23 protein-coding genes and 2 pseudogenes are annotated in these 20,080 nt (G+C 67.4%); 15 read left to right on the top strand and 10 right to left on the bottom strand.

The window, feature by feature from the left end; translation table 11 throughout:
- On the bottom strand, positions 1 to 458 hold a 458-nt coding region (locus DM816_RS22075; protein WP_170318858.1), incomplete at its 3' end, for an AfsR/SARP family transcriptional regulator.
- Between the two features lie 76 nt (positions 459 to 534).
- On the opposite strand from DM816_RS22075, the gene DM816_RS22080 reads away from it, so the two are divergent.
- The 5 genes and pseudogenes from DM816_RS22080 to DM816_RS44610 all read left to right on the top strand — a co-directional run bounded on the left by DM816_RS22080 (position 535) and on the right by DM816_RS44610 (position 3,053).
- The gene (locus DM816_RS22080; RefSeq protein ID WP_117212243.1) at positions 535 to 1,401 is read left to right on the top strand and encodes a DUF1266 domain-containing protein; all 867 of its coding nucleotides are present in this window, start codon (positions 535 to 537) and stop codon (positions 1,399 to 1,401) included.
- On the top strand, positions 1,368 to 2,255 hold the full coding sequence (locus tag DM816_RS22085) for a DUF1266 domain-containing protein (RefSeq protein ID WP_117212244.1): 888 nt from the start codon (positions 1,368 to 1,370) through the stop codon (positions 2,253 to 2,255). Before DM816_RS22080 ends, DM816_RS22085 begins: the two co-directional genes overlap by 34 nt.
- A 32-nt stretch (positions 2,256 to 2,287) precedes the next feature.
- Positions 2,288 to 2,431: pseudogene (locus DM816_RS45300) on the top strand (serine hydrolase); the annotation flags it as partial.
- Between the two features lie 76 nt (positions 2,432 to 2,507).
- Entirely contained in the window at positions 2,508 to 2,633 is a 126-nt protein-coding gene (locus DM816_RS45305) for a hypothetical protein (protein WP_281274351.1), read from the top strand.
- A 9-nt stretch (positions 2,634 to 2,642) separates the two neighbouring features.
- On the top strand, positions 2,643 to 3,053 hold the full coding sequence (locus DM816_RS44610) for a hypothetical protein (protein WP_246002111.1): 411 nt from the start codon (positions 2,643 to 2,645) through the stop codon (positions 3,051 to 3,053).
- A gap of 24 nt (positions 3,054 to 3,077) precedes the next feature.
- Here the strand turns inward: DM816_RS44610 and DM816_RS22100 are convergent, their stop codons facing one another.
- Together DM816_RS22100 and DM816_RS42790 are read right to left on the bottom strand one after the other, a co-directional pair.
- Positions 3,078 to 3,527 (bottom strand): hypothetical protein, encoded by a 450-nt coding sequence (locus tag DM816_RS22100; protein ID WP_162907698.1) that lies wholly within the window; start codon positions 3,525 to 3,527, stop codon positions 3,078 to 3,080.
- A gap of 210 nt (positions 3,528 to 3,737) precedes the next feature.
- Complete coding sequence (locus DM816_RS42790; protein WP_162907699.1) at positions 3,738 to 3,875, bottom strand: hypothetical protein; 138 nt, start codon at positions 3,873 to 3,875, stop codon at positions 3,738 to 3,740.
- A gap of 216 nt (positions 3,876 to 4,091) precedes the next feature.
- Between DM816_RS42790 and DM816_RS45880 the strand changes: the two are divergent.
- Positions 4,092 to 4,241, top strand: a pseudogene (locus DM816_RS45880) (helix-turn-helix domain-containing protein); the annotation flags it as partial.
- Between the two features lie 89 nt (positions 4,242 to 4,330).
- Complete coding sequence (locus tag DM816_RS44615) at positions 4,331 to 5,239, top strand: NsdA family TPR-like regulatory protein (protein WP_483964158.1); 909 nt, start codon at positions 4,331 to 4,333, stop codon at positions 5,237 to 5,239.
- Here DM816_RS44615 and cutA read toward each other — a convergent pair.
- Entirely contained in the window at positions 5,214 to 5,549 is a 336-nt protein-coding gene (cutA, locus tag DM816_RS22115) for a divalent-cation tolerance protein CutA (RefSeq protein WP_117212250.1), read from the bottom strand. The two genes, DM816_RS44615 and cutA, sit on opposite strands and share 26 nt — an antisense overlap.
- A gap of 383 nt (positions 5,550 to 5,932) precedes the next feature.
- On the opposite strand from cutA, the gene DM816_RS22120 reads away from it, so the two are divergent.
- Together DM816_RS22120 and DM816_RS22125 are read left to right on the top strand one after the other, a co-directional pair.
- Entirely contained in the window at positions 5,933 to 7,354 is a 1,422-nt protein-coding gene (locus tag DM816_RS22120; RefSeq protein WP_211588805.1) for an RtcB family protein, read from the top strand.
- Between the two features lie 6 nt (positions 7,355 to 7,360).
- Positions 7,361 to 7,783, top strand: coding sequence for an archease (locus DM816_RS22125; RefSeq protein ID WP_117212251.1), 423 nt, complete (start codon positions 7,361 to 7,363; stop codon positions 7,781 to 7,783).
- Here DM816_RS22125 and DM816_RS22130 read toward each other — a convergent pair.
- Together DM816_RS22130 and DM816_RS22135 are read right to left on the bottom strand one after the other, a co-directional pair.
- On the bottom strand, positions 7,780 to 7,962 hold the full coding sequence (locus tag DM816_RS22130) for a hypothetical protein (protein ID WP_117212252.1): 183 nt from the start codon (positions 7,960 to 7,962) through the stop codon (positions 7,780 to 7,782). The two genes, DM816_RS22125 and DM816_RS22130, sit on opposite strands and share 4 nt — an antisense overlap.
- Before the next feature lie 5 nt (positions 7,963 to 7,967).
- Positions 7,968 to 8,828 carry an SDR family oxidoreductase gene (locus DM816_RS22135; RefSeq protein WP_117212253.1) on the bottom strand — a complete coding sequence of 287 codons (861 nt, stop codon included), beginning with the start codon at positions 8,826 to 8,828 and terminating at the stop codon, positions 7,968 to 7,970.
- Between the two features lie 59 nt (positions 8,829 to 8,887).
- On the opposite strand from DM816_RS22135, the gene DM816_RS22140 reads away from it, so the two are divergent.
- Entirely contained in the window at positions 8,888 to 9,244 is a 357-nt protein-coding gene (locus DM816_RS22140; RefSeq protein WP_117212254.1) for a winged helix-turn-helix transcriptional regulator, read from the top strand.
- On the opposite strand, the gene DM816_RS22145 is transcribed toward DM816_RS22140, so the two are convergent.
- From DM816_RS22145 to DM816_RS22160, 3 genes are all read right to left on the bottom strand, one after another.
- Positions 9,241 to 9,426 carry an isocitrate lyase/phosphoenolpyruvate mutase family protein gene (locus tag DM816_RS22145; protein WP_117212255.1) on the bottom strand — a complete coding sequence of 62 codons (186 nt, stop codon included), beginning with the start codon at positions 9,424 to 9,426 and terminating at the stop codon, positions 9,241 to 9,243. The genes DM816_RS22140 and DM816_RS22145 overlap by 4 nt on opposite strands.
- Complete coding sequence (locus tag DM816_RS22150; RefSeq protein WP_117212256.1) at positions 9,423 to 10,649, bottom strand: MFS transporter; 1,227 nt, start codon at positions 10,647 to 10,649, stop codon at positions 9,423 to 9,425. Before DM816_RS22150 ends, DM816_RS22145 begins: the two co-directional genes overlap by 4 nt.
- 283 nt (positions 10,650 to 10,932) lie before the next feature.
- Positions 10,933 to 11,952: an SRPBCC domain-containing protein gene (locus DM816_RS22160; protein WP_162907700.1), complete on the bottom strand. Its 1,020-nt coding sequence runs from the start codon at positions 11,950 to 11,952 to the stop codon at positions 10,933 to 10,935.
- A gap of 168 nt (positions 11,953 to 12,120) precedes the next feature.
- Here DM816_RS22160 and DM816_RS22165 point away from each other — a divergent pair, with 168 nt between their 5' ends.
- On the top strand, positions 12,121 to 15,396 hold the full coding sequence (locus tag DM816_RS22165) for a S8 family peptidase (protein WP_162907701.1): 3,276 nt from the start codon (positions 12,121 to 12,123) through the stop codon (positions 15,394 to 15,396).
- Positions 15,397 to 15,596: 200 nt separating this feature from the next.
- Here the strand turns inward: DM816_RS22165 and DM816_RS22170 are convergent, their stop codons facing one another.
- On the bottom strand, positions 15,597 to 17,414 hold the full coding sequence (locus DM816_RS22170) for a S8 family serine peptidase (RefSeq protein ID WP_162907702.1): 1,818 nt from the start codon (positions 17,412 to 17,414) through the stop codon (positions 15,597 to 15,599).
- Between the two features lie 269 nt (positions 17,415 to 17,683).
- On the opposite strand from DM816_RS22170, the gene DM816_RS22175 reads away from it, so the two are divergent.
- The 4 genes from DM816_RS22175 (at position 17,684) to DM816_RS22190 (ending at position 20,068) form a co-directional block, all read left to right on the top strand.
- Complete coding sequence (locus DM816_RS22175; protein WP_342768740.1) at positions 17,684 to 18,466, top strand: SAM-dependent methyltransferase; 783 nt, start codon at positions 17,684 to 17,686, stop codon at positions 18,464 to 18,466.
- Positions 18,444 to 19,049, top strand: a complete 606-nt coding sequence (locus DM816_RS22180; RefSeq protein ID WP_117212261.1) for a ScyD/ScyE family protein — start codon at positions 18,444 to 18,446, stop codon at positions 19,047 to 19,049. Before DM816_RS22175 ends, DM816_RS22180 begins: the two co-directional genes overlap by 23 nt.
- Before the next feature lie 160 nt (positions 19,050 to 19,209).
- Complete coding sequence (locus DM816_RS22185; protein ID WP_162907703.1) at positions 19,210 to 19,512, top strand: hypothetical protein; 303 nt, start codon at positions 19,210 to 19,212, stop codon at positions 19,510 to 19,512.
- 163 nt (positions 19,513 to 19,675) lie between these two features.
- Positions 19,676 to 20,068, top strand: coding sequence for a hypothetical protein (locus DM816_RS22190; protein ID WP_117212263.1), 393 nt, complete (start codon positions 19,676 to 19,678; stop codon positions 20,066 to 20,068).
- The last annotated feature ends 12 nt before the right edge of the window (positions 20,069 to 20,080 follow it).

The following is a 20,080-nucleotide window of genomic DNA, read 5'->3' on the forward strand; positions in this document are numbered from 1 at the left end:
CTGTGCCGGGCCGCCTCGATCGATTCGCCGGACAGCCCCGCCAGCGGCTCGCCGCGCCACAGCGCAAGCGCCGCCGCGACCTCACCGGCAGCCGCGACCCGCTCGCCGCGCTCGCCGTGCTGCGCGGCCGCGGCCAGGTGGCGGTCGAAGAACGTGATGTCGAGCTGATCCGGGTCGACGCGCAGCAGATAACCGGCGTCGGTGGAGACCAGCGCCCGCCCCAGGTCCAGCAAGGAACGCAGCCGGCTGACGTAGGTCTGGACCACGTGCGTGACGCTCGGCGGTGGCTGCATGCCCCACACCGTCCGGACAATCCGGTCGACGGCGACCGGACGATTCGGCTCCAGCAGGAGCATCGCCAGCACCGTCTGCTGCTTGACGCCGCCCAGTCCAATCTCGACATCGCCACGCCGGGCACGCAACGGCCCGAGAAGTTCATAGCGCAGCGCGTTCCCCACTCCGCGACCCTAACCAAGAGCAGGCCGTATAGCGAGTTGCAAGAAAAGTTCGCGCGGCTGCTCGTACCCTACGCGCGTGGAAATCCCTACCTTCGTATATTTTGTCGTACCGATCGCGATCCTCCTGTTCGTCGTGCAGATCGTGCTCAAGGCGCGGTCCACGGCCCGCAGCGCACGCGGCATCGTGCGATCGTTGCGCAACACCATCGCTGTGGCCCGCAGCGAGCCGACCACCGGTGAGCTCGCCGCCGCGCTCGCCGTCGGCGCGCACATGTCGCTCAACCACGGCGTCTCGTGGAACGCGCTCAGAGACGACGCCAACAGCCAGCAGAAGATCCACGAGAACCTCAAGGAGCAGTGGGGGGTCAGCACGCCGAACGAGCTGCGGGAGACCATGGAGGAACTGCTCGACGACGAGACGGGCGACTCGGTGGCCGATTTCGTGCTCGATGTGCGGGTTCAGCTCGTCAGCCAGCTGCACGCCCACCCGGACGTGGAGCTTTGGCGGCAGGCGGTCACCGAGAGCGCCCGCGCTCAGGGGGTACCCGAGACGGTGATCGACAACATGACGGGCACCATCTCGCGGGTTGTCCGCTACGAGGAGCGGTTCCGGGCAGACGGGCTCCTTCGCGACGGCGGGTTCGTCAGCAGCCTGCTGGCATACGACTGGGGCCGGGCCGTCAACATGGCCCGCTGGGGGTACAAGCTGCGGATGATCGGGGAGGAGCAGGCGCGCGAATATGTGCTGCGCGCCGGGAAGCAGGCCTTCGGCCGGTACACCTCGTGGGCCGACCTGTCCGCCGGATACAGCCTCGGGCGGGTGCTCCGCTTCGACAACGACGAGTTCGACGTCTGGTACAACACCGTGCTCGAACCGCACCAGGTCCTGCTCACCGATCCGGCCAGCCCATGGCTCACGCTGCCTTGGCCGACTCGGCGGTGACGACGCGCCACGCGGTGCTGCTGGCCGTTGTCGGGCTGATCCTGCTGGCGGCAGCACTGCGGGCGGTGTACAAGCGGTGGCGGGACCGGCCGTTGCCACCCGCGGAGGTTGCGTGTTACACCGGCGAAGCACCGCTGCCCATCACCGATTACACGTGCGCACTGGCGGTCGGGGCGTTGGCCACGCTGCGGGCGGGCGACGTCTTGGATGCCGTCGGTTGCAAGCGTTCCCGCCGCGCGATCAAGCGCGAACTGCGGGTGGCGGCCGCGCCTTACCGCCATTCGGTGCTGGGCGAGGAGGCCATGTCCACGGCGATCGGCCGGTGCGTCAACGACCTTCTCGGACCGGGTGCGGAAACCGTCGGTAGCCACTTCGCGGCGATCGAGGAGGTCATCCGGCACCGTGATCGCGGCGGCCCCGCGCTGTGGCACCACTCCATCGACGAATGGGCGGGCCGGGCTCGCATGCCGCTGGCGGCCGTGGCCAACCTGCACCGCACGGCCGAGCAGGTGGCTCGGGCCGAGGAAGACTTGCGCCGCATCGGAATCCTCAGGGCCGGCGAAGTCGTGCCGACACTCCTGGCGGTCCACTGGGGACAGGGAGTCCACCTGGCCCGAGGGGCGATCCGGGTCGGCTGGCTGGACCGCGCCAAGGGACTCAATTACCTGCGCAGGGCCGGCGAGCTGGCCCACCGGCGGTACCCGTCGTCGCGCACTCTGCTGGCAGCCCAGCTCCTGCCCGCTTTCGTCAGCGGTGACGCGGACACGATCCGGTGGGCCGAGACCGCCGCACCGCCGCTTCTGATGGACCCGCGAAGCCCGCTCGTCGCGTACGAGCTCGCGAAGCACCGGTGAGGTAACCACATCAGCCCGGCGTCACGAAGTCGTTCGTGGAGACCGTGGTGCTGCAGCTGGTCGGCGAACGTCGGCTCTCGCTCGACGATGTGCTGGCTCGCTGGGCACCAGGGCCAGTGCCAAACGCAGACCGCATCACGGTCCGGAATCTGTTGCAGCACACCAGTGGTGTCCTCAATTACACCGACCGGCTCTTGGAACTCTATCCGACCATCGACGATCTACTTCGGATCCGGTACCGCAGCCGGCGTTGTGGAGGACCGCCTCGTCCTGCGCGCTGCCCTGGAGCGGATGCCGTCCCGGCAGGCGACTGGCGACCCGGTCGAACTCGCCGTACCGGAAGACACCCCGATCGCCCAAGCCAACGACATCGACTAGGACGGGACGGTGGTCGGCCACATCGCCAGCGGTCGCAACCGGATTGGTTATGTGTGGTATCCGGACGGGACGTCACGGGCGCTTCCGACACCCGTTGTCGATGGCGAGCCTGCGATCGACTTCGACGCGCGGCGAGCCCGCAACGGGTGGGTCACCGGCTTCGTGATGCCGGCAAAGGGAAGCTTCGTCGGCGTGCGCTGGGATCTCGTCACCGGTGAGGTCATGGTCTTGGACCAGGTTGGCTGGAGCCACGGCGTGAGCGCAGACGGCTGGATCGTTGGCATGGATCGGCAGGACGATGCCGTGCTGACCGACGGAATGCGCATCCTCAAGCTGCAGACGAAAGAGTGCCTTCGCGCCGCACGGCCCGCCAAGGGGTGCGCCTTGGTGGGCCGTGCCCTTCCCGTGCCGACCCTTTAGGCCCTGGGAGAGTGAGGGCAAGGGTCACGGGAGGTCGGTTTGACGGCCGGGCATGTGTTGTGCCATCTCGTCGGTGATGGCAATCGCCAACACCTCACCCACGCGAGTCGTCAAGCCTTGCATCGTCTCCATGAGCGTCGCCAGCTGTTGCTGCAAGGCATCCTGACCCTGCGCCAAGGCCGCCTGGTTCTGCTCCAGCTTGGACAGCGTGCGCCCCATTCCCGACTGCCCGACCCCGAAGCCGAGCAGGCGCGAATCAAACCCGGCGATCTGCGTGTCGAACTTGCTGGACGTCATGACAAAGATGCGCGCCAGACTGACCAGCCGCTTGTCCACCGCCTCGAAACGCTTCTCGGTCCAGGCAGCGTGCACCGCGAGGGTCTCGTTCACGTCGCACACGGCTTTGGCAATGGTTGCCAGGGCAGGGTCCGCGCCGGTGAGCACCTCGCCGATGGCCTGGTCGACCCGCTCCACTCTGCGCTTGACCTCATGCTCGCTCACTTCTCCACTTATCCTTTCCTCCCAAGAGTTTCAACAGGTTCCGCACAGCCACACCCTCACGTGGCCCGGTGCGGCTTTCATGCGACCGTGGGAGCCAAAGGGTTAGGCTGCATCCGTACCAGACTCGGACGGCTCGTCCTCACTGCCCACGTTTTCAGCGGAGTCGCGGACGCGTAGTAGTCCTTACGCTGCATTCTTTTCACCTCCCTGCAACAACTCCAGCCCCATAAACAGGCCATCGGTCTGACGATCGATCGGGATGCGCAGCACAGCCACCACCCCCGGCAGATCATCTGTTCCATCTCTTGCTGTTCTTCCCATGACGAGAACACGGCACCTTGACGCACCGTACGCGTCCCTGGACCAACACAGGAGGGCCACGCAAGCCGAAACGCCTGCGCTGGCAGGGGAGCCCCAAGCGGCATCCCCCGCCAGCGCCTCCAGACACAAGCATCTGCGAAGATGGACCATCGTTGAAGGTCTTAGTCGTCTACGGCCGTCTACCAGGGGTGATCAGTGTCTACCTTCGGCGCGACCATGAAGGCCCTCCGGATGTCGGCAGGGATCAGCCTCTATGACTTGTCGCGCCGGACGCATTGGAGTAAGGCGGCACTTGGGCATGCGGAAACCGGCAAACGGACACCGTCGCGGGAACTCGCGGAAGCGGTTGACAACGCGTTAGCGGCGAACGGGCTCCTGATCGCGCTCGCCGCCACTGCACGCGGTCAAGGTCGTAATGTTGATGACATGAGACGACGGGCGCTTCTGCCGCCAGCATTTCGGCGGGCGTTTCCATCGCTGCCCCGAGACGCGAATCCACCGGGCGGGCCAACAGCTCCGATGCTGAACGCCTACTACAGCGCACGGCGGAGCTGCGCCAGTTGGACGACTCGCTCGGTGGGGCCGAAACATTTGCCCTTTACCTATCCGAGATGGAGACAACGCAGGAAACACTACGTCGGACATCGCACAATGCGGCCACACGCAAGGCACTCCGCGCAGTGCTCGCCGAACAAGCCCAACTGGCAGGCTGGGCCGCATTCGACGCCGGATGGTACGACCGCTCTATTTCCCTCTATGCCACCAGCCGTGCCGCTGCAACCGGAGCAGGCGATGACAGCCTCAACGCTAACGCGTTGGCCCTTGAGGCGTATCAGTACGCCTTTAGCGGCCAGCCCGACGTTGAGCTGGCCAGGGCATCATGTCAAGCAGCCACCGAACGAGTTCCGGCTCAGGTACGAGCCTTGATCTTCGACCGTGCCGCGTTCACCTTCGCCTCGGCCGGCGACACCAGTGAAACGGAGTCGGCTCTGGACAACATGGCGGGAGCGCTCCTGACCACGGAGGACAGTCGTTCGCCGAACTGGGCACAATGGGTTGACCTTCAAGAGTTGGACATCATGACGGGACGCTGTTGGTCCGCGCTTCGCCGACCACTGCGGGCAGTAGCTCCGCTAGAGCGCGCGTTGGAAACCTTTCCCGATCAAAGTGCACGCGACAAAGCCCTCTATCTGCTGGCGTTAGGTGAGGCATACGCCTATGGCGGCGAGCTTGACCTCGCGGCGAACACGATCACCCGTGCCAGCGCCCTAGCGGTTGGCGTAGCGTCCAACCGTCCGGCCATGCGCATGCGGGTAACCCTGGCGTCGATCCCTCATCTCAGGGCGACTCGCTCCGGCCGCTGAGCGCCCTATGCGCCCAGTCAATGTTCTGAGCCGCCGCGACCGCGACGGTAACCGCAGTAACCTGCGGGTTCTGCCATGGATGGTTGGCGAGGATGAACGATTCAAGATCGGCATACCTGTCGTTGGTCGTGAGCAGAACGGCTGACCATTCTTCGCCCGTGCCGAACTTATTGAGGTGCCAGAATGCCGACGTAACCGGCCCAACTATCTGTGCCGAAGCCGCGAGGCGCAGCTGCACTGCCTTGCCGGCGAGCGCCAGCGCCTGATCCTTAGTCTCCGTCGCCGTGGTGACCTGAAGGAGTCCCGTCATTCCAGGCAGCTTAATGGGTCCGCCACGCAGCCGGGAGGAACCGTATGGCAGATCGCCGCATCGCCTCGCCGGTCATGGCGGGAGTTGACCTGCGGTAGGAGCGGTGCCTAGCTGCTCGATTTTTCAGGAGCTCGACACCCGCGAGATCCTCGGAAGGTGCACAGTGGCCGAGGTTGACTAGCCGGCAGGGGGTTTGCGAAAGCGATGGCCAGCATAGTGCGGACGTTTGAATGCCTGCCGTTGATCTCTTGCAAGCGCTCGGCGACGCCTGGGGAGGTTCCGTGGAGCTGCCCGGCCACCCGGTGGGCAGCGGGCGGCATGGCTGAGGGTTTCGCTGCTCGCTGCCGGGGAAATCCCTAACGGTGACAGCCGATCAGCGGGCCGTGCCACTCGTGCGGGAGTCGCCGTACCGGTTTCGGATCGAGCGGCACGGCAAGATGCGTGTGCCCGGCGTGGTGTTCGCGACCGAGGCGTTGCTTCCCCGGGCCGGTGAGGACCGCTCGCTCGAACAGGTCGTCAATGTGGCCACGCTGCCGGGCATCGTGGGCGCGTCATATGCGATGCCCGACGTCCATTGGGGTTACGGCTTCCCGATCGGCGGGGTCGCGGCCACCGACGTCGATGCCGGGGGCGTGGTCTCGCCGGGCGGGGTGGGGTTCGACATCTCGTGCGGAGTTCGGCTGCTCGCTGCCGACGGGCTTGACGTGGCGCGGCTGCGGGACAAGCTCAGCGCGCTGATGGACCGCCTCGACCTGGCGATCCCGCGCGGCATGGGCCAGGGTGCGGTGTGGCGGCTGTCCGGACCGTCCGAATTGGACGAGGTGCTGGCGGGCGGCGCGCGTTATGCGGTCGAGCAGGGCCATGGCGTGCCCGCCGATCTGCGCCGTTGCGAGGACGGCGGAGTGCTGGCGGGGGCGGACCGGGGGCAGGTCGGCCGACGCGCTGTCCAACGTGGACTGACACAGGTCGGCAGCCTCGGCTCCGGCAACCATTTCCTTGAGGTGCAAGCGGTTGACCGCATCTACGACAGTGTGGTCGCAGACGCGTTCGGGCTGAGCCCCGGCCAGATCTGTGTCATGATCCATTGTGGTTCACGCGGGCTCGGCCACCAGATTTGCACCGATCATGTGCGTGCCATGGATAAAAGCATGATGCGGTACCGGATCGAGCTCCCGGATCGCCAGCTGGCCTGCGTCCCGGTGGAGTCCGACCAGGGCCATGCCTACATGGCCGCGATGGCCGCCGCCGCGAACTACGCCCGCGCGAACCGCCAGCTGCTCGCCGAAGCGACCCGGCGGGTCTTCGCCGATGTGCTTGGCGTGCAGATGCATTTGGTGTACGACATCTCGCACAACATGGCCAAGCTCGAAACGCACGAGGTGGACGGGAGCCCTCGCCGGCTGTGCGTGCACCGCAAGGGCGCCACCCGCGCGTTGCCGCCCGGACACGCGGACCTGCCCGACGATCTGCGCGCCGTGGGGCAGCCGGTGCTCATCCCCGGCTCGATGGGCACGGCCTCGTACGTGCTCACCGGCGTGCCCGCAAACCCGGCCTTCGACTCCACCTGCCACGGCGCCGGGCGCGTCCAAAGTAGACACCAAGCGGCAAAATCCGTGCACGGTAAGGAGTTGCAGCACCAGCTTGAGGCCGAAGGTATCGCCGTGCGCGGCGGGTCGTGGCGCGGCCTGGCGGAGGAGACACCGCAGGCCTACAAGGACGTTGACGCGGTCGTGGCCGCGGCCGAGGGCGGTGGGCTGTGCCGGCGCGTGGCGCGGCTCGTCCCCGTCGGTGTGGTGAAGGGCTGACGACCGGTGAGCACCGAATCGGGACACCGGCTGGAGCCGCACACCGCGGACACCAGGGTGCGGGCATGGGCGCCAACGCGCGAGCAGTGCATCGCCGAGGCCGTGGCCGCACTGGTCGAAAGCTTCGCGCAGCTGCGGCCCGGAGGCGAGCCCGGCGAACCGGCCGAGTTCGACGTGCTGCCCGGCCCGCCGGATGAGCTCCTCATCGCGGTACTCGACGAAATCATTTATCTCATCGACACGACCGGAAAGGTTCCGTCATCGGCGCAGGTGATGGCCGACGACGGCGGCCTGCGGGTGCTCCTGGAACTGGCCGGCCGCGACCGCATCGAGGTGATCGGTCCCGTCCCCAAGGCCGTGACCCTGCACGGCCTGGAGTTCTCCGGCGATGAGCGCGGCTGGTCCTGCCGCGTGATCCTCGATGTCTAAGACTCTGCTTTCCGGTCCTCGTCCTGCGGACCGTAGGGCGAGCGTTGCTCCTTCGGCGCGCGACCCTTTGCCCTGTCCGACTCGGGTGGTCCGGTGCGCCGGGCCTTGTCCTTGACACTGTCGGTCACCAGCGCGTCCTTGCCGCTGCGCCGCATCTCCGGTTGTTGCACGTTACTCATGGCTTTCACTTACCCGCCCGCGGCTCGTGCATGCGGCGCAGGCCGGTGGCGGCCCATTGCCGCGCCGTGGTTTGGCCCAGGGTGACGACGGAAGGGTCTAACCGCGAGGGCGACGGCGACTGATACGAGGCGGCGATCCCCGCGGCGACCCCAGCTCCCAAGTGCGGTGCGAGCATGCGCTCGTACTCGGCCGGATCGATTGTGCGCCACCGCACGGGTCGTCCCAACGCCACGGAGATTTCGGAGGCAAGCTGTTCTCCCGTAAGAGCCTGCGGCCCCGAGACGACCCGAAGTGGCCGCGGCTGCGAGGCACTCAACTCTTCGACGATCGCCGCCGCGACGTCCTCGAGCGCGACCCACGGGTTTGCCACCTCCTCGCCAAGCGGATACGCCAGCTCGCCCGTGTGCACCAAGGGTGCCGACCACGGCGCGGAAAGGTTTTCCAAATACGTGCTCACGGGCGCCACGGTCGCCCCGAGGTTGTTGTGGAGCGCGACGCGGGCGTCGACGAACGGGACCCCGATCGGCTGCGTGACCGCCGCCATGCCCGGGTTGAACACGGCTCTGGGCACCTGTGCCTTGGTCAGTGCGGTCAAGATTGCATCGGCTTGGCGGACCGCGAGACCGGCCTCGAAAACCAGTGGCAGCTGGACCACCACGGCATCAACGCCTACATATGCATCGATCAGTGTGGTCACGTCGGTGAGATCGACCCGGACGGCTCGAACGCCCGGTGGCAGGGCGACCGAGCCGGGCCGGCGGGTCGCCGCGAGCACGTCGTAGCCCGCGGCGACAAGCCGGCGAACCACCGGCGCGCCCTGGGTCCCGGAGGCGCCATGAACAACAACAACTTTGGATCGTGTCATGCGCTCGACGTTAGGGTGTGTGGATCGAAGTAGTACCCAGAAACTTATATAATTTCCAAGTGGAAACTAATGGCGCTGAGCAGCTGAAACGCCTGGCGGCGGCCCGGCGGCGCGGCTGCGGTGTGGAGCGCACGCTCGCCGTGCTCGACGGCAAATGGACCACCCTCATCGTTCGCGAGCTGCTCAGCGGGCCCAAGCGCTTCGGCGAGATCCGTGCCGCGCTCGACTCGCCAAGCGCGAAGACCATCACCGACCGGTTGCGGGCGCTCGAACACCAGCGCATCATCACCCGCACCGTCTACCCCGAGATCCCACCCCGGGTCGTCTATGAGCTCACCGGCGACGGCCACAGCTTGGCCGGCATCCTGTACGAGATGCTCATCTGGGGCGAGGAGCACCCGGTGTCAGAGCCTTAGTGCTCCCCGTCGTCGTATCCGAGTATCGACGCGGTCGCGAAGCTGCTCGTGGCCGCGGCCATGAACCCCTCCTCCACCACCATGCGGGCCGAGGCCGCGTCCCAGGCGTTGGGCAGCACGAGCGGGTCGCCGGGCGTGTGCAGCGCGCGAAGTTCTGCGGCCTTGCCGTGCAGCTCGTTCATGCGGCACTCCCCGCAGCGATGGGCTCGGGCGCCGGCGCCTCGGCCGAAGGGACCACTGGCGGCCTAAGGAAACTGGTCGCCCACGCGACCGGGATCGCGATCACACCGATGATCAGACCGGTGAGCACAATGGACGAGACGGAGTAGGTCTTGATTGCCACGCCTCCGGCGAACGCACCGAACGCGATGCCCACGTTGACCGCCGAGGCGGGCAGGGACCCGGCCAGCGCGCCGCCAGGGCCGGCGAGCGTGACCACGCGGTACTGCAAGGAAGGCGCCATGCCCATGGAGAACAGGCCCAAGGCAAGCAGGACGAGCGCCACGAGGAACGCGACCGTGCCGACGAAGTAGAGCGCCAGCAGCGAGAGGGTGGCACCGATGGTTCCGACGACCAGTGTGCGCGCCGCGTTCCTGTCGGCGAAGCGGCCGCCGCCGAACGAGCCCACCGCCGTGGCGACGCCGAAGGCCAGCAGGAACACGCTGATCAACGCGCCGGAGATGCCGGTGATCTGCTGCAGGAACGGCCCGATGTAGGTCAGCATCGAATACACCGCCGCGAAGATGAGGACGTGCAGCACGAGCACGGCGAGCACCCGGGGGGCGAAGGCATATTTGGCTTGGCCGCCGATGCTGCCGGTGCTTGCCACGGAAGGGATCAGGGCCACGGTGGCGCCCAACGTGACCACGGCGAGCGCGACAACCGCGCCGAACGCGCCTCGCCAGCCGAGCGCCTGGCCGGCGAGCGTGCCCAGCGGTACGCCCACGGCGGCCGATACCGTGACGCCGGAGATGATCACGGAGATCGCCCGGCCGATGCGCTCCGGTGGCACCAAGGAGGTCCCCGCCGCGAAAGCGGTCGCGATGAACAGGCCCTGAATCGCGCCCGTGACCGTCCGGGCGACGAGGAACAGGCCGTAGCTGGCGGTCGCCACCAGGGCCAGGTTGCCCACGATGAACAGGACGAGCGCGCCGATGAGGACGGTTCGCTTGTTCAGCTTGATGGTCAGCGCGGTCAGGAGCGGGCCGCCGATGGCCAGACCGAGCGCGTAGGCGGTCACCAGCGCGCCGGCCGTGGGGATGGAGACTCGCAGGTCGGTGGCGATCACATTCAGCACGCCGACCACGAGCAATTCGGCGCTGCCCAGCACGAACATTCCGAGAAACAGGGTGGCCAGGGCCAAGTTCGCCCGGCCGGGGCTCAGCGTCGATTGCCGCGTACCCATGTGGATCCTTCCTTTTCACGGCGTCTAATGTGGACGTCCACCAGGTCGAGCTCGTGGCCGCATTCGGTGCACTGGAAGTTGTGCTCGACCTCGGTGCCGCAGGCGTCGTGCACAAACTCCACCCGGCCCCGGGCAATGACCGGCTTGAGCGCCTGCCCCCTCTCGGTGAGCAGGTCGGTCCAGCATTCGCCTTCCCATCACTTGCATCATGAAAGTGACCTACTTGCATGACGCTAGCATGGCCGGGCGCAACGCCGGACTGTGACGATGGACATATGTCCAATTAGGACGAGAGGTGACGGCACGGCTGACCGTCAACGGTGCAGCCGGAAAGCGATTTGTCGGCGTTGCCGCCGGTGTAGCGCACGACGAACGTGAGCTCGCTGCCTGGGGAAACCGGGGTCACGGTGACGGCCCTGCCCTGCTGGCGGACGTTTACCACCCCGGGAGACAGGTTGTCGGCGCGATTGCCGGCGGGCATGGTGAGCACCACGGTCCAGCCGGTGCCGCGCACGGTCACCTCGGTGTCGAATCCACCCTCGGCCAGCTCGATCACGCGGTACGTCGCGGTCGCGGACGTCGACGCCATCGACGACGGTGATGCCGAGGGTGCTGAAGCGGTCGTGGGTGAGGCCGACGCGAGCGTCCTCACCGGATTCGGGGTCGGCAGCTTCGACGTGGAACCTTGGAGCGTGGTCTGCGGCTGCGCGCCGGGCTGGCTGCCGGATCCGGGGCCGCGCCCTTCTTCGGCGTGGCTGCCGCCCAGGCCGAATCCTCCTCCGTTGGTGATCCAGACGGCGGTCGCGGAGGCGAGCATGACCACGATGGCCACGGCGCTGGCGATGCTGAGCAGCCGCACGCGCCGGTTTGCCGGCGGCTGCGGCTGCGGCTTCGGAACCAACGAGCCGAGTGCGCCCCCGCCCTCCGCGATCGTCTCCAGCACCGCGCGCAGACGCTCAATCATTTTCTGGTACGCGTCGCGGAGCTCGCTTCGTCGGGCGGCCTGTTGTGCGCCCAGGAAGCCGCTCTGCCTCAGGCTGAGCCGGCATCCGCCCTCGGTCGGGGTCAGTTCCCACTCCGCCTCGCTGAAGAAGTCCTTGCCGTGCCAGCGCCACAGGAGCCGCGCGGTCTGCTCGGCGGGCACGAGCTCCAGTTCGAACGGGGCGAAGCTCGGCAGGTCGTCGTTGGGCGTGACGGTCCACTGCGAGTCGACGGGCTGAAACCATGCGCTGAGCAGCTGCCGGTCGGTCAGCGCGCGCCAGACACGGGCACGCGGGTGCGATAGCTCCGCTTCAAGTCGCAAAACCCTATCACCTCGCGTCGATGTCACCGGCACGCACATCCTAGTCCGCACCCGTTTTATGTCCATAGCGTGAGAAGCGATACCCCTGTCCACTTTGGAGTAAGCGGCGTGCGGCAGGCTTGTGGGAGCGCTTCCAAATTCGGGGGAGTGTCAGACATGGGAGGACAAATGACAAGACGACCGTTGGTCGACGTGCTCGCGGGCGCGCTCGTCACGGCCCTGCTTGTCGTTCCCGGCGGCCCGGCCGTCGGGAGCGGGGGACAGCCACCGCCACCGTTCGCGGGGGCGGTGCACAAGACGGTCACCCTGGTGACCGGAGACAAGGTGACCTTCAGCGACCAGGGGCGCGTGACGGTGGAGCGCACCCCTGACCGGGCAAGCGTCGGCTACACCTGGCTGCGCCGTCCCGACGGGCACCTGCTGGTGATCCCGTCCGATGCCATGGAGCTGCTGCGCGATGGCGTCGTGGATCAGGCGCTGTTCGACGTCACCGCGCTGGCGCAATACGAGGGCATGGACCTGCTGATCACCTACGCCGGGCGTGAGGCCGACGCGACGGCGAAGGTCGGCCGGGGCGACGGCAAGGTGACCCGCTCCATCCCCGGCCTGCGCACTCTTGCCGTGAAGTCCACATCGGACAGGCTGTGGAAGCAGCTGGTCAACGGCAAGCGGCTGGCGTCCGGGGTGACCGGCGTGTGGCTGGACGCCAAGCTGCACGTCACGCTCGACCAGAGCGTGCCGCAGATCGGCGCGCCCGCGGCGTGGGCGGCGGGTTACGACGGCGCCGGCGTCACCGTCGGCATCATCGACACCGGTGTGGACCACAGCCACATCGACCTGTGGGGCACGGTGCTGCAGTCGCGCACGTTCATCGGCGGATCGGAGTTCGGCGATACCATCGGGCACGGCACGCACGTCGCCTCGACCATCGTCGGGGCCGGCGTGGGCGCGTCCCCTTCGCACAAGGGCGTCGCGCCGCAGGCCAAACTGCTCGTGGCGAAGGTCTGCCTGGCCGCGAACAACTGCCCGACCTCGGCGATCCTCGACGCGATGCAGTGGGTCGCGTCGGCGGGCGCAAAGGTGGTCAACATGAGCCTCGGCGGCGGCCCCAGCTACGGGATCGACCCGCTGGAGCAGGCGGTCAACGACCTCTCGCAGCAGTACGGGACGCTGTTCGTGGTGTCGGCGGGCAACGCGGGCGCTGACGCCTCCGTCGGGTCGCCGTCCACGGCCGCGAGCGCGCTGTCGGTTGGCGCGGTCGACCGCAATGACGACCTGGCTTCGTTTTCCAGCCGTGGGCCGACCGGGGACGACCATGCCATCAAGCCGGACATCACCGCGCCGGGCGTGGGGATCGTGGCCGCGGCAAGCCCCTCGGGCCCCAACGCGGGATCGGACTACGTCGCGATGAGCGGCACGTCGATGGCGGCTCCTCACGTCACCGGCGCGGCGGCGATCCTCGCGCAGAGATATCCACAATGGACGGGCGCGCGGATCAAGCAGACGCTGATGGCCTCGGCCAACCACAGCGGGCGGATCTCGACCACCGCACAGGGCGCCGGCCGGGTCAACCTCGCGACGGCGATCAACCAGACCGTGGTGACCGACCCGCCCACGTTCACGTTCGGCAACATCGCGCCGGGCACGACGGCCACGCGCACGGTGACCTACCACAACCTCGGCAGCTCGGCCATTACCGTGGGTCTGCAGCTCATCGCGCACGACCCGGCGGGCAATCTGGCACCGTCCGGGCTATTCACGATGAGCACGGACAGCCTCACCATTGCGGCCGGGGGCACGGGCTCCGTGACGGTCACGGCGAACATCCCGGTGGGGCAGCCGGAGGGTTACTACTCCGGATTCCTCTTCGGGGTCGGCGGCTTCGAAACGGTCGTGACTCCGTTCGGCATCCGCAGCGACGTGCGGCACACGCTGTCGCTCCGGCACATCGACCGGGCCGGGCAGCAGCCCGCGTTCTACGACACCATCGTCGTCGATGTGAACGGCCGGTTGCACCTGGTGGCGTCCAACACGGCGGGTGTGATCACGACCCGGCTGCCGCGCGGTGTCTATACGGTTGCCAACAACATCCGTAACGCGGCGGAGACGGAAACGACGCTGCTGCGCGTGCCGCGGCTCAACCTCACCGCGGACACGGAGATCGTGTTCGACGCGCGGACGGCAAGGCAGGTGCGGATCACGGTGCCGGACGCGACCGCGATACCGCAGGCGACCGAGGTATCGTCCCAGTGGGACTACAACGGGAGCCAGCTGGCGCTCGGCAGCGTCGCTCTCACCCCGCTTGTCTACAGTGGACTGACGCGCGACGATACGACGCTCGGCTCGATGCGGGTGAAGGTCGGTGCGAAACTGGTCAAGCCGGGGCCGGACGGCACGTTCACCAATGCGCCGGCTGTCTACCATTTGGCGTGGTTCGATGTCGGCACGTGGCCGGTGGGATATGAGCGCACGGTCCCGGCGAGCAGCCTGGCCACGGTCGAGACGCAGTACGGATCGCAGGTGCCCGGCTCCATCGGATACAGCGAGGCTTATCCGCAGCCGTCAGCGCCCGGGTTCAACGTCTCGTTCGGCTTCCCGTTGGAGACCAGCCTGCCGTTCACGCGGGAGGAAATCTACAACACGGACGCGGGTGTGCAGTGGTACACGGAGTTCTCGGAGCGCTCCGGCAACGCGGACGTCGTCAAGCTCAGGTCACAGCTGATTCCGTACCAGGGCGGGCAGCGCACGACCCAGGTGTGGAACCGCGGGCCGTTCACGCCGCAGCTGGCCACGCCGGTGGTCCCGGCGCACTGGGTGATCCGGTGGGGTGACACGATCGGCGGGCAGGTGCCGATGTGGGGCGATTCGGCGGGACATCACGGATTCTCCGACCTGCAGAGCGCCGGTGATACTTACCTGACGCTGTACCGCGACGGGCAGTTCATCGGCTCGCAGTCACCGTTGCCGTCGCTTGGGACGTGGCAGTTCCCCGTACCGGCGGGACATGGCACATATCGCCTGGCGATAACGACTCAGCGCAACGCCCCGGCGGTGTTGGCGACCAGGACGACGGTATCGTGGACGTTCGCTTCCGGGCACGTGGATCCGACCAGCATTGTGCGGCTACCTTTGTGGTCGGTGCGGATGGCGCCGCCCGTTGACGCGACGTCGACCGCGCCCGCGGGCACGACCGTCACCTTCCCGGTGACGCTTGCGGCCCAGCCGAATTCGTCGGCGTCGAGCATCCGTTCGCTGACCATCCAGTACTCCACAAACGACGGTGTCAACTGGACTTCGGCAACCGTGGCGCCCAGCGGCCCCGGCTACACCGCAACGGTCACGCACCCGGCAGGGTCCGGCTTCGTTTCGCTGCGGCTCATGGCCAGTGACTGGGCCGGCAACCAGGTCGAGCAGACCTTGATCCGGGCCTACAGGATCGCCTGACCGCGCTGCTCAAAACACCTCACGCCACGATGGCCGCACGGCCATCGTGGCGTGACCACCACTCCGCGGCATCGCTGCGCGGCGGTCTGCCCGCGGTCATCGCGGCGCGGCGCCACGATGACCGCGGGTTGACCATGAAGTTGGCGTCACGGCACGCCGCCGAACATGGACGTAAGTTCATGATCGACGCAAGGAAAGGGTCAGGGGGTGGTGCAGAGGGTTCCGTTGAATTCGAACCAGCCGGGAGGTGAGTTGGTCCCGGTGTGTGTGGCGTTGAATCCTATGTAGACGGATGAGCCGGGCGTGATGGTCTCGTTCCAGCCGAGGTTTCTCGCGGTGACCCAGTTGTTGGACTGGCTCCAGGCGGCGCTCCAGCCTTGCCCCGGCAGCAGTTGCTGCCCGTCGGCGAACGGGAACTCCAGCATCCACCCGGCGATGGTCGCCGGGCCGTTGTTGGTCACGACCAGGTTGGCGGTGAACGTGGTCCCGCTACCACTGGTCTGGTATTGCACCTGGCAACTGTGCGCGCCGGCGGTCGTGATGGTCACGCTGCCCGACGGGCCGGAGAAGTTCTCCGATGTGTCGCGCGCCTTCACGTAATACGAGTATGTCGTGCCGGGCGAGAGCCCGGTGGCCGTGTACAGCGTGCCCCGGGCCGGGAGCCGCGTGATGAGCGTTTCCGTGGCACCGAGCCGTTGGTACAGGTCGTATCCGGCGATCGCCGCGTTGTCGCTCGCCTCAGCGAAGGACACGGTCACCGTGGAGTTCGTCACGTCGGTGATGATCGGCGTGCCGGGTGTGGTCGGCGCGGTCGTGTCCGGTGGCGTGTTGGCCGGGTCTGCCCACAGCAGACGGTTGGGCGTGCCCGCGCCGATGGTCGAGTAACCGATGATGCCCTTGGACGAACTCGCGATCACCGCCGCGTGCGACTGCGCGGGCGTGGCGGTCGGGTTTTCCTCCAGATAACGGGCGACCCAGCCGGCCACGTGGGGTGCGGCCATGGACGTGCCGCTGTTGGACTCGTTGGCCGTGTCGGACACGATCGACGCGGATCTGATGTCGAGCCCGGGCGCGAAGATGTCGACGCACGTGCCGTAGTTGGAAAAGTAGGCCCTGCCGTCGCCCTGATTGCTCGCGGCCACGGTGATCGCGCGCGACACGGACGTGATCAGGTTGGTGGTGCACGCGTCGTTGTTGAAGTTGCCCGCGGCGAGCACGACGTGCACGCCGGAGTCGATGAGCGCTTCGAGCGCGTCGTTGGCCGGCTGGCCACCGTTGATGTGCAGGCTGAGGTTGGCCACCGAGCGGGCCGGGTGGTTGGCCGCGATGTAATCCATTCCCTCGATGATGTCTGAGGTGAAGCCGCTGCCATTGCAGTCAAGCACGCGGACCGCGCGAATCTGCGCGCCCTTGGCCACGCCATAGGTGGTGCCGCCGACCGTGCCGGCGACGTGGGTGCCGTGGCCGTCGCAGTCGTTGGTGCCGTTGCCATCACCGACCGCGTCGTAGGCTCCGGCCGCGCGGCCGCCGAAGTCGGTGTGGGTGGCCCGGATCCCCGTGTCCACGACGAACACGGTGGCACCGACGCCGGTGGAGTCGTAGCGGTACAGGTTGTCGAACGGCAGTCCGCCGCGCTGGTCGATGCGGTCCAATCCCCACGATGGCGGGTTGGCCTGGTCCGTGGCGCGCTCCACGATGGAGTCGGGCGCGACGTAGGCCACGGCCGGATTGGCCCGCACCGCCGCCAGCGCCTCGCGGGACAGTTTGGCCGCGAAGCCGTTGAGCACGCGGGAATAGCGTGCCTGTAGCGTGCCGCCGCGGGCGAGGGCCGCATCGGCGACCGCGTCCACAGCCGACGTCGTCAACGAGTCCTTCAGCACCACGATGTACTGATCCGGGACCGTCCGTTTTCCGCCGTCGACCAATGGGGCCATTGTGGGCTTTGCGGCCGCGACACTCGCCACGCTCACCAGGGTGAGCGCGAGCGCCAGCAGGCCAGGAACTTTGGTTCTGCTCAAGGTGATCCTCCCGTTGCCCACCGGGCACGTTGCCGACATCCCCGATGCCGATCGATCTCCCGGTAGATGAGCGCTGGCAAGGCTAGCAGAGCGTCGAGTATCCAAATAGGTCGTTCCAGTGGCGGCTGGCAGGTCATCGCCGTGGCCCGGAAAAGTTGCCGGGTGAGAAGTAGGTCACGCCCGACCGTCCGATATCAGCGTAGAAATCGACAGGTGCTAATCATTGGGGCGCGTGCGCCGGGCGGCCGTCCGGGTTCTACATTGGAGCCGTGACAGATAGCATCCCATCGCTGGACACGTCGGTGCCGCATTCGGCTCGGGTGTGGAACTACTGGCTGGGCGGCAAGGACAACTTCGCCGCCGACCGCGCCGTCGGTGACCACGTCCTGGCGGTGTATCCGCAGATCGTCGAGATCGCCAAGGCGTCCCGCACCTTCCTGGTGCGCGCCGTCACCCACGTGACCGCCGAGGCAGGGATCCGCCAGTTTCTCGACCTCGGCACGGGATTGCCCACCGCCGACAACACCCACGAGGTGGCCCAGCGGATCGCGCCCGAGTCGCGCATTGTGTATGTCGACAACGACCCGCTGGTGCTCGTCCACGCGCGTGCCCTGCTCACCAGCACGCCGCAGGGCGCCACCGACTACGTCGACTCCGACGTCCGAGACCCGGAAAAGATTCTCACCGAGGCCGCGCGGACGCTCGACTTCAGCAAGCCCGTTGCCGTCATGATGCTCGGCATTCTCGGCAACGTCTTTGACACCGCCGAGGCGCAGGCGATCGTGCAGCGGCTGATGGCCGCGGTGCCCTCCGGCAGCTTCCTGGCGATCAACGACGGGACGGATGTGAGCCAAGCCGGTGTGGAGGCAGCCGAGCTCCGTGCCGACGCCGGCGACCCCTACTGCTTGCGCTCGCCCGCACTCCTCACCCGCTTCTTCGACGGCCTGGAGTTGCTGCCGCCCGGCGTGGTTTCCACCCCGCGCTGGCGCCCCGGCGGCATCGGCGACGCCGACGAGTTGGGCGTCGCCTGTGGGCTCGCCCGCAAGCCGTGACATCCGGGTGCTCAAGAAGCTGCCGTCGATCGCCATGCCCGACGGCACGGCGGCCCTCGGGCCTTCCGATGTTTCGTTCAACGATCGGGGTTATCTGACCATCGGCCTGGGCGCCGAGCCCGCCCAGCGCGATGAGCTGCCCGAGGGCGGGCAGAAGATGGCCAAGCTGTTCTCGTTCGAGCCGGGCAAGGGGTCGCCGAGGGACACCCTGCGGACCGTGGCCGACCTCGGCGCGTTCGAGGCGGCGCAGGACTCCGACGGTGGCGGGCTGGACACCAACCCGCAGAGTGTGCAGGCGATGACCGGCTTTGCCGTGGTGTCCGACGCGGGTGCCAACGCGCTGCTCAAGGTTCGCAAGGACGGCGTCATCGAGACGCTCGCGGTGTTCCCGCAGCGGACAGTGGACGCTCCGGACGGTACCCAAATATCAATGGATCCGGTGCCGGCCGGCGTGGTCTTCCACAAGGGCGCCTTCTATGTCGCCGAGCTGACCGGCTTCCCCTTCCCGAAGGGCGGGGCAAACATTTACAAGGTGGTACCGGGTGAGGCTCCCGTGGTGGTCGCGGGCGGTTCACCAACCTGATCGATATCGCCTTCGACGGATACGGTGACCTCTACGCGCTCGAGATAGCGGACAACACGTTGCTCGGCGAGACGCGCGGCCGGGGTGCCCTCCCACTTCACTCATGTTCACGAAGCTCCATCGACACTCATGAGTGGCAACGTATAACTACCATCGAAGGATGACGATGAGTAGGTCTCGCTACACCAAGGCGGTGCTGGTCACGGCGACCATGCTGGCGTCGATGGGGCTGGCGTTCATCGCTGCCACACCCGCGCATGCCACTGCCGGGCAATGCATCGGCTATCTGGAGCAGCAAGGGGAAGACACGACGGTGCGCAACGAGGTCTGCCAGACAACGGAGGTTCTCGCCGACAACGTCTCGGACGCCTACGCCCGCGAATACTGTCACGCCGCCATGCTCGCCACGGGTCTTGACCCGGACACCACCGATGAGGCGTGCGAGCGCGCCTTGGAGGACTGACCGGGGCCGCACGCAACCGATGGCCACGCGAGGCTGTGGGAAGCGGGCGCTCCTTGACGAAGGTCTCGGTCAGCGCGCTCACCCCGGTCATGCGCATGAATCGTGCCGTTCGCGGGAACACGGAGGGTGGCTTCTGACCCTCCGAATCCGCTTAGGACGATCTATGATCACGGCTCTGCTGCTCGATCTGGCCAACATTGTCGGTGGTTTCCTGCTCGGCGTCGCACTGCTGCGCAGGCTGCCCCGCGTCGGCGACGACTTCGCGCGGTTCGCGGCGCGGGTAGCGCCGTTCGGTTGGGTTGTCGGCGTCGTCGCGCTGGTGTTCGCCGGGTACTACCTGATCGTGCACCTGGTGTCCGGCCCGCACGTGTTCCACTTCGAGGTGGTGGGGCTCGGCGTGGGCATCGCCCTCCTCTGGGACCGGTTGACCGGCCGAGCCGCGAGGACGCCGGCCACCTCCGACCGTGGCCCAACGGGTCTGGTCCTCCTGCTCGCGATCTTCGGCCTCATCGCCATCGTTGTCGGCATCCAAGGTCTGTTCACGCCGGACGGCTGAGACCGCATGCCG

Source organism: Allorhizocola rhizosphaerae (genome assembly GCF_003426775.1).
GTDB classification, from domain to species: domain Bacteria; phylum Actinomycetota; class Actinomycetes; order Mycobacteriales; family Micromonosporaceae; genus Allorhizocola; species Allorhizocola rhizosphaerae.

What these genes read in the sequence shown, in the direction of transcription:
- DM816_RS22085 (WP_117212244.1), top strand. Translation starts at nt 1,368, where the DNA reads ATGGCTCACGCTGCCTTGGCCGACTCGGCGGTGACGACGCGCCACGCG.
- DM816_RS42790 (WP_162907699.1), bottom strand. Translation starts at nt 3,875, where the DNA reads ATGGGAAGAACAGCAAGAGATGGAACAGATGATCTGCCGGGGGTGGTG.
- cutA (WP_117212250.1), bottom strand. Translation starts at nt 5,549, where the DNA reads ATGACGGGACTCCTTCAGGTCACCACGGCGACGGAGACTAAGGATCAG.
- DM816_RS22130 (WP_117212252.1), bottom strand. Translation starts at nt 7,962, where the DNA reads ATGAGTAACGTGCAACAACCGGAGATGCGGCGCAGCGGCAAGGACGCG.
- DM816_RS22135 (WP_117212253.1), bottom strand. Translation starts at nt 8,828, where the DNA reads ATGACACGATCCAAAGTTGTTGTTGTTCATGGCGCCTCCGGGACCCAG.
- DM816_RS22145 (WP_117212255.1), bottom strand. Translation starts at nt 9,426, where the DNA reads ATGAACGAGCTGCACGGCAAGGCCGCAGAACTTCGCGCGCTGCACACG.
- DM816_RS22150 (WP_117212256.1), bottom strand. Translation starts at nt 10,649, where the DNA reads ATGGGTACGCGGCAATCGACGCTGAGCCCCGGCCGGGCGAACTTGGCC.
- DM816_RS22165 (WP_162907701.1), top strand. Translation starts at nt 12,121, where the DNA reads ATGACAAGACGACCGTTGGTCGACGTGCTCGCGGGCGCGCTCGTCACG.
- DM816_RS22185 (WP_162907703.1), top strand. Translation starts at nt 19,210, where the DNA reads ATGACGATGAGTAGGTCTCGCTACACCAAGGCGGTGCTGGTCACGGCG.
- DM816_RS22190 (WP_117212263.1), top strand. Translation starts at nt 19,676, where the DNA reads ATGATCACGGCTCTGCTGCTCGATCTGGCCAACATTGTCGGTGGTTTC.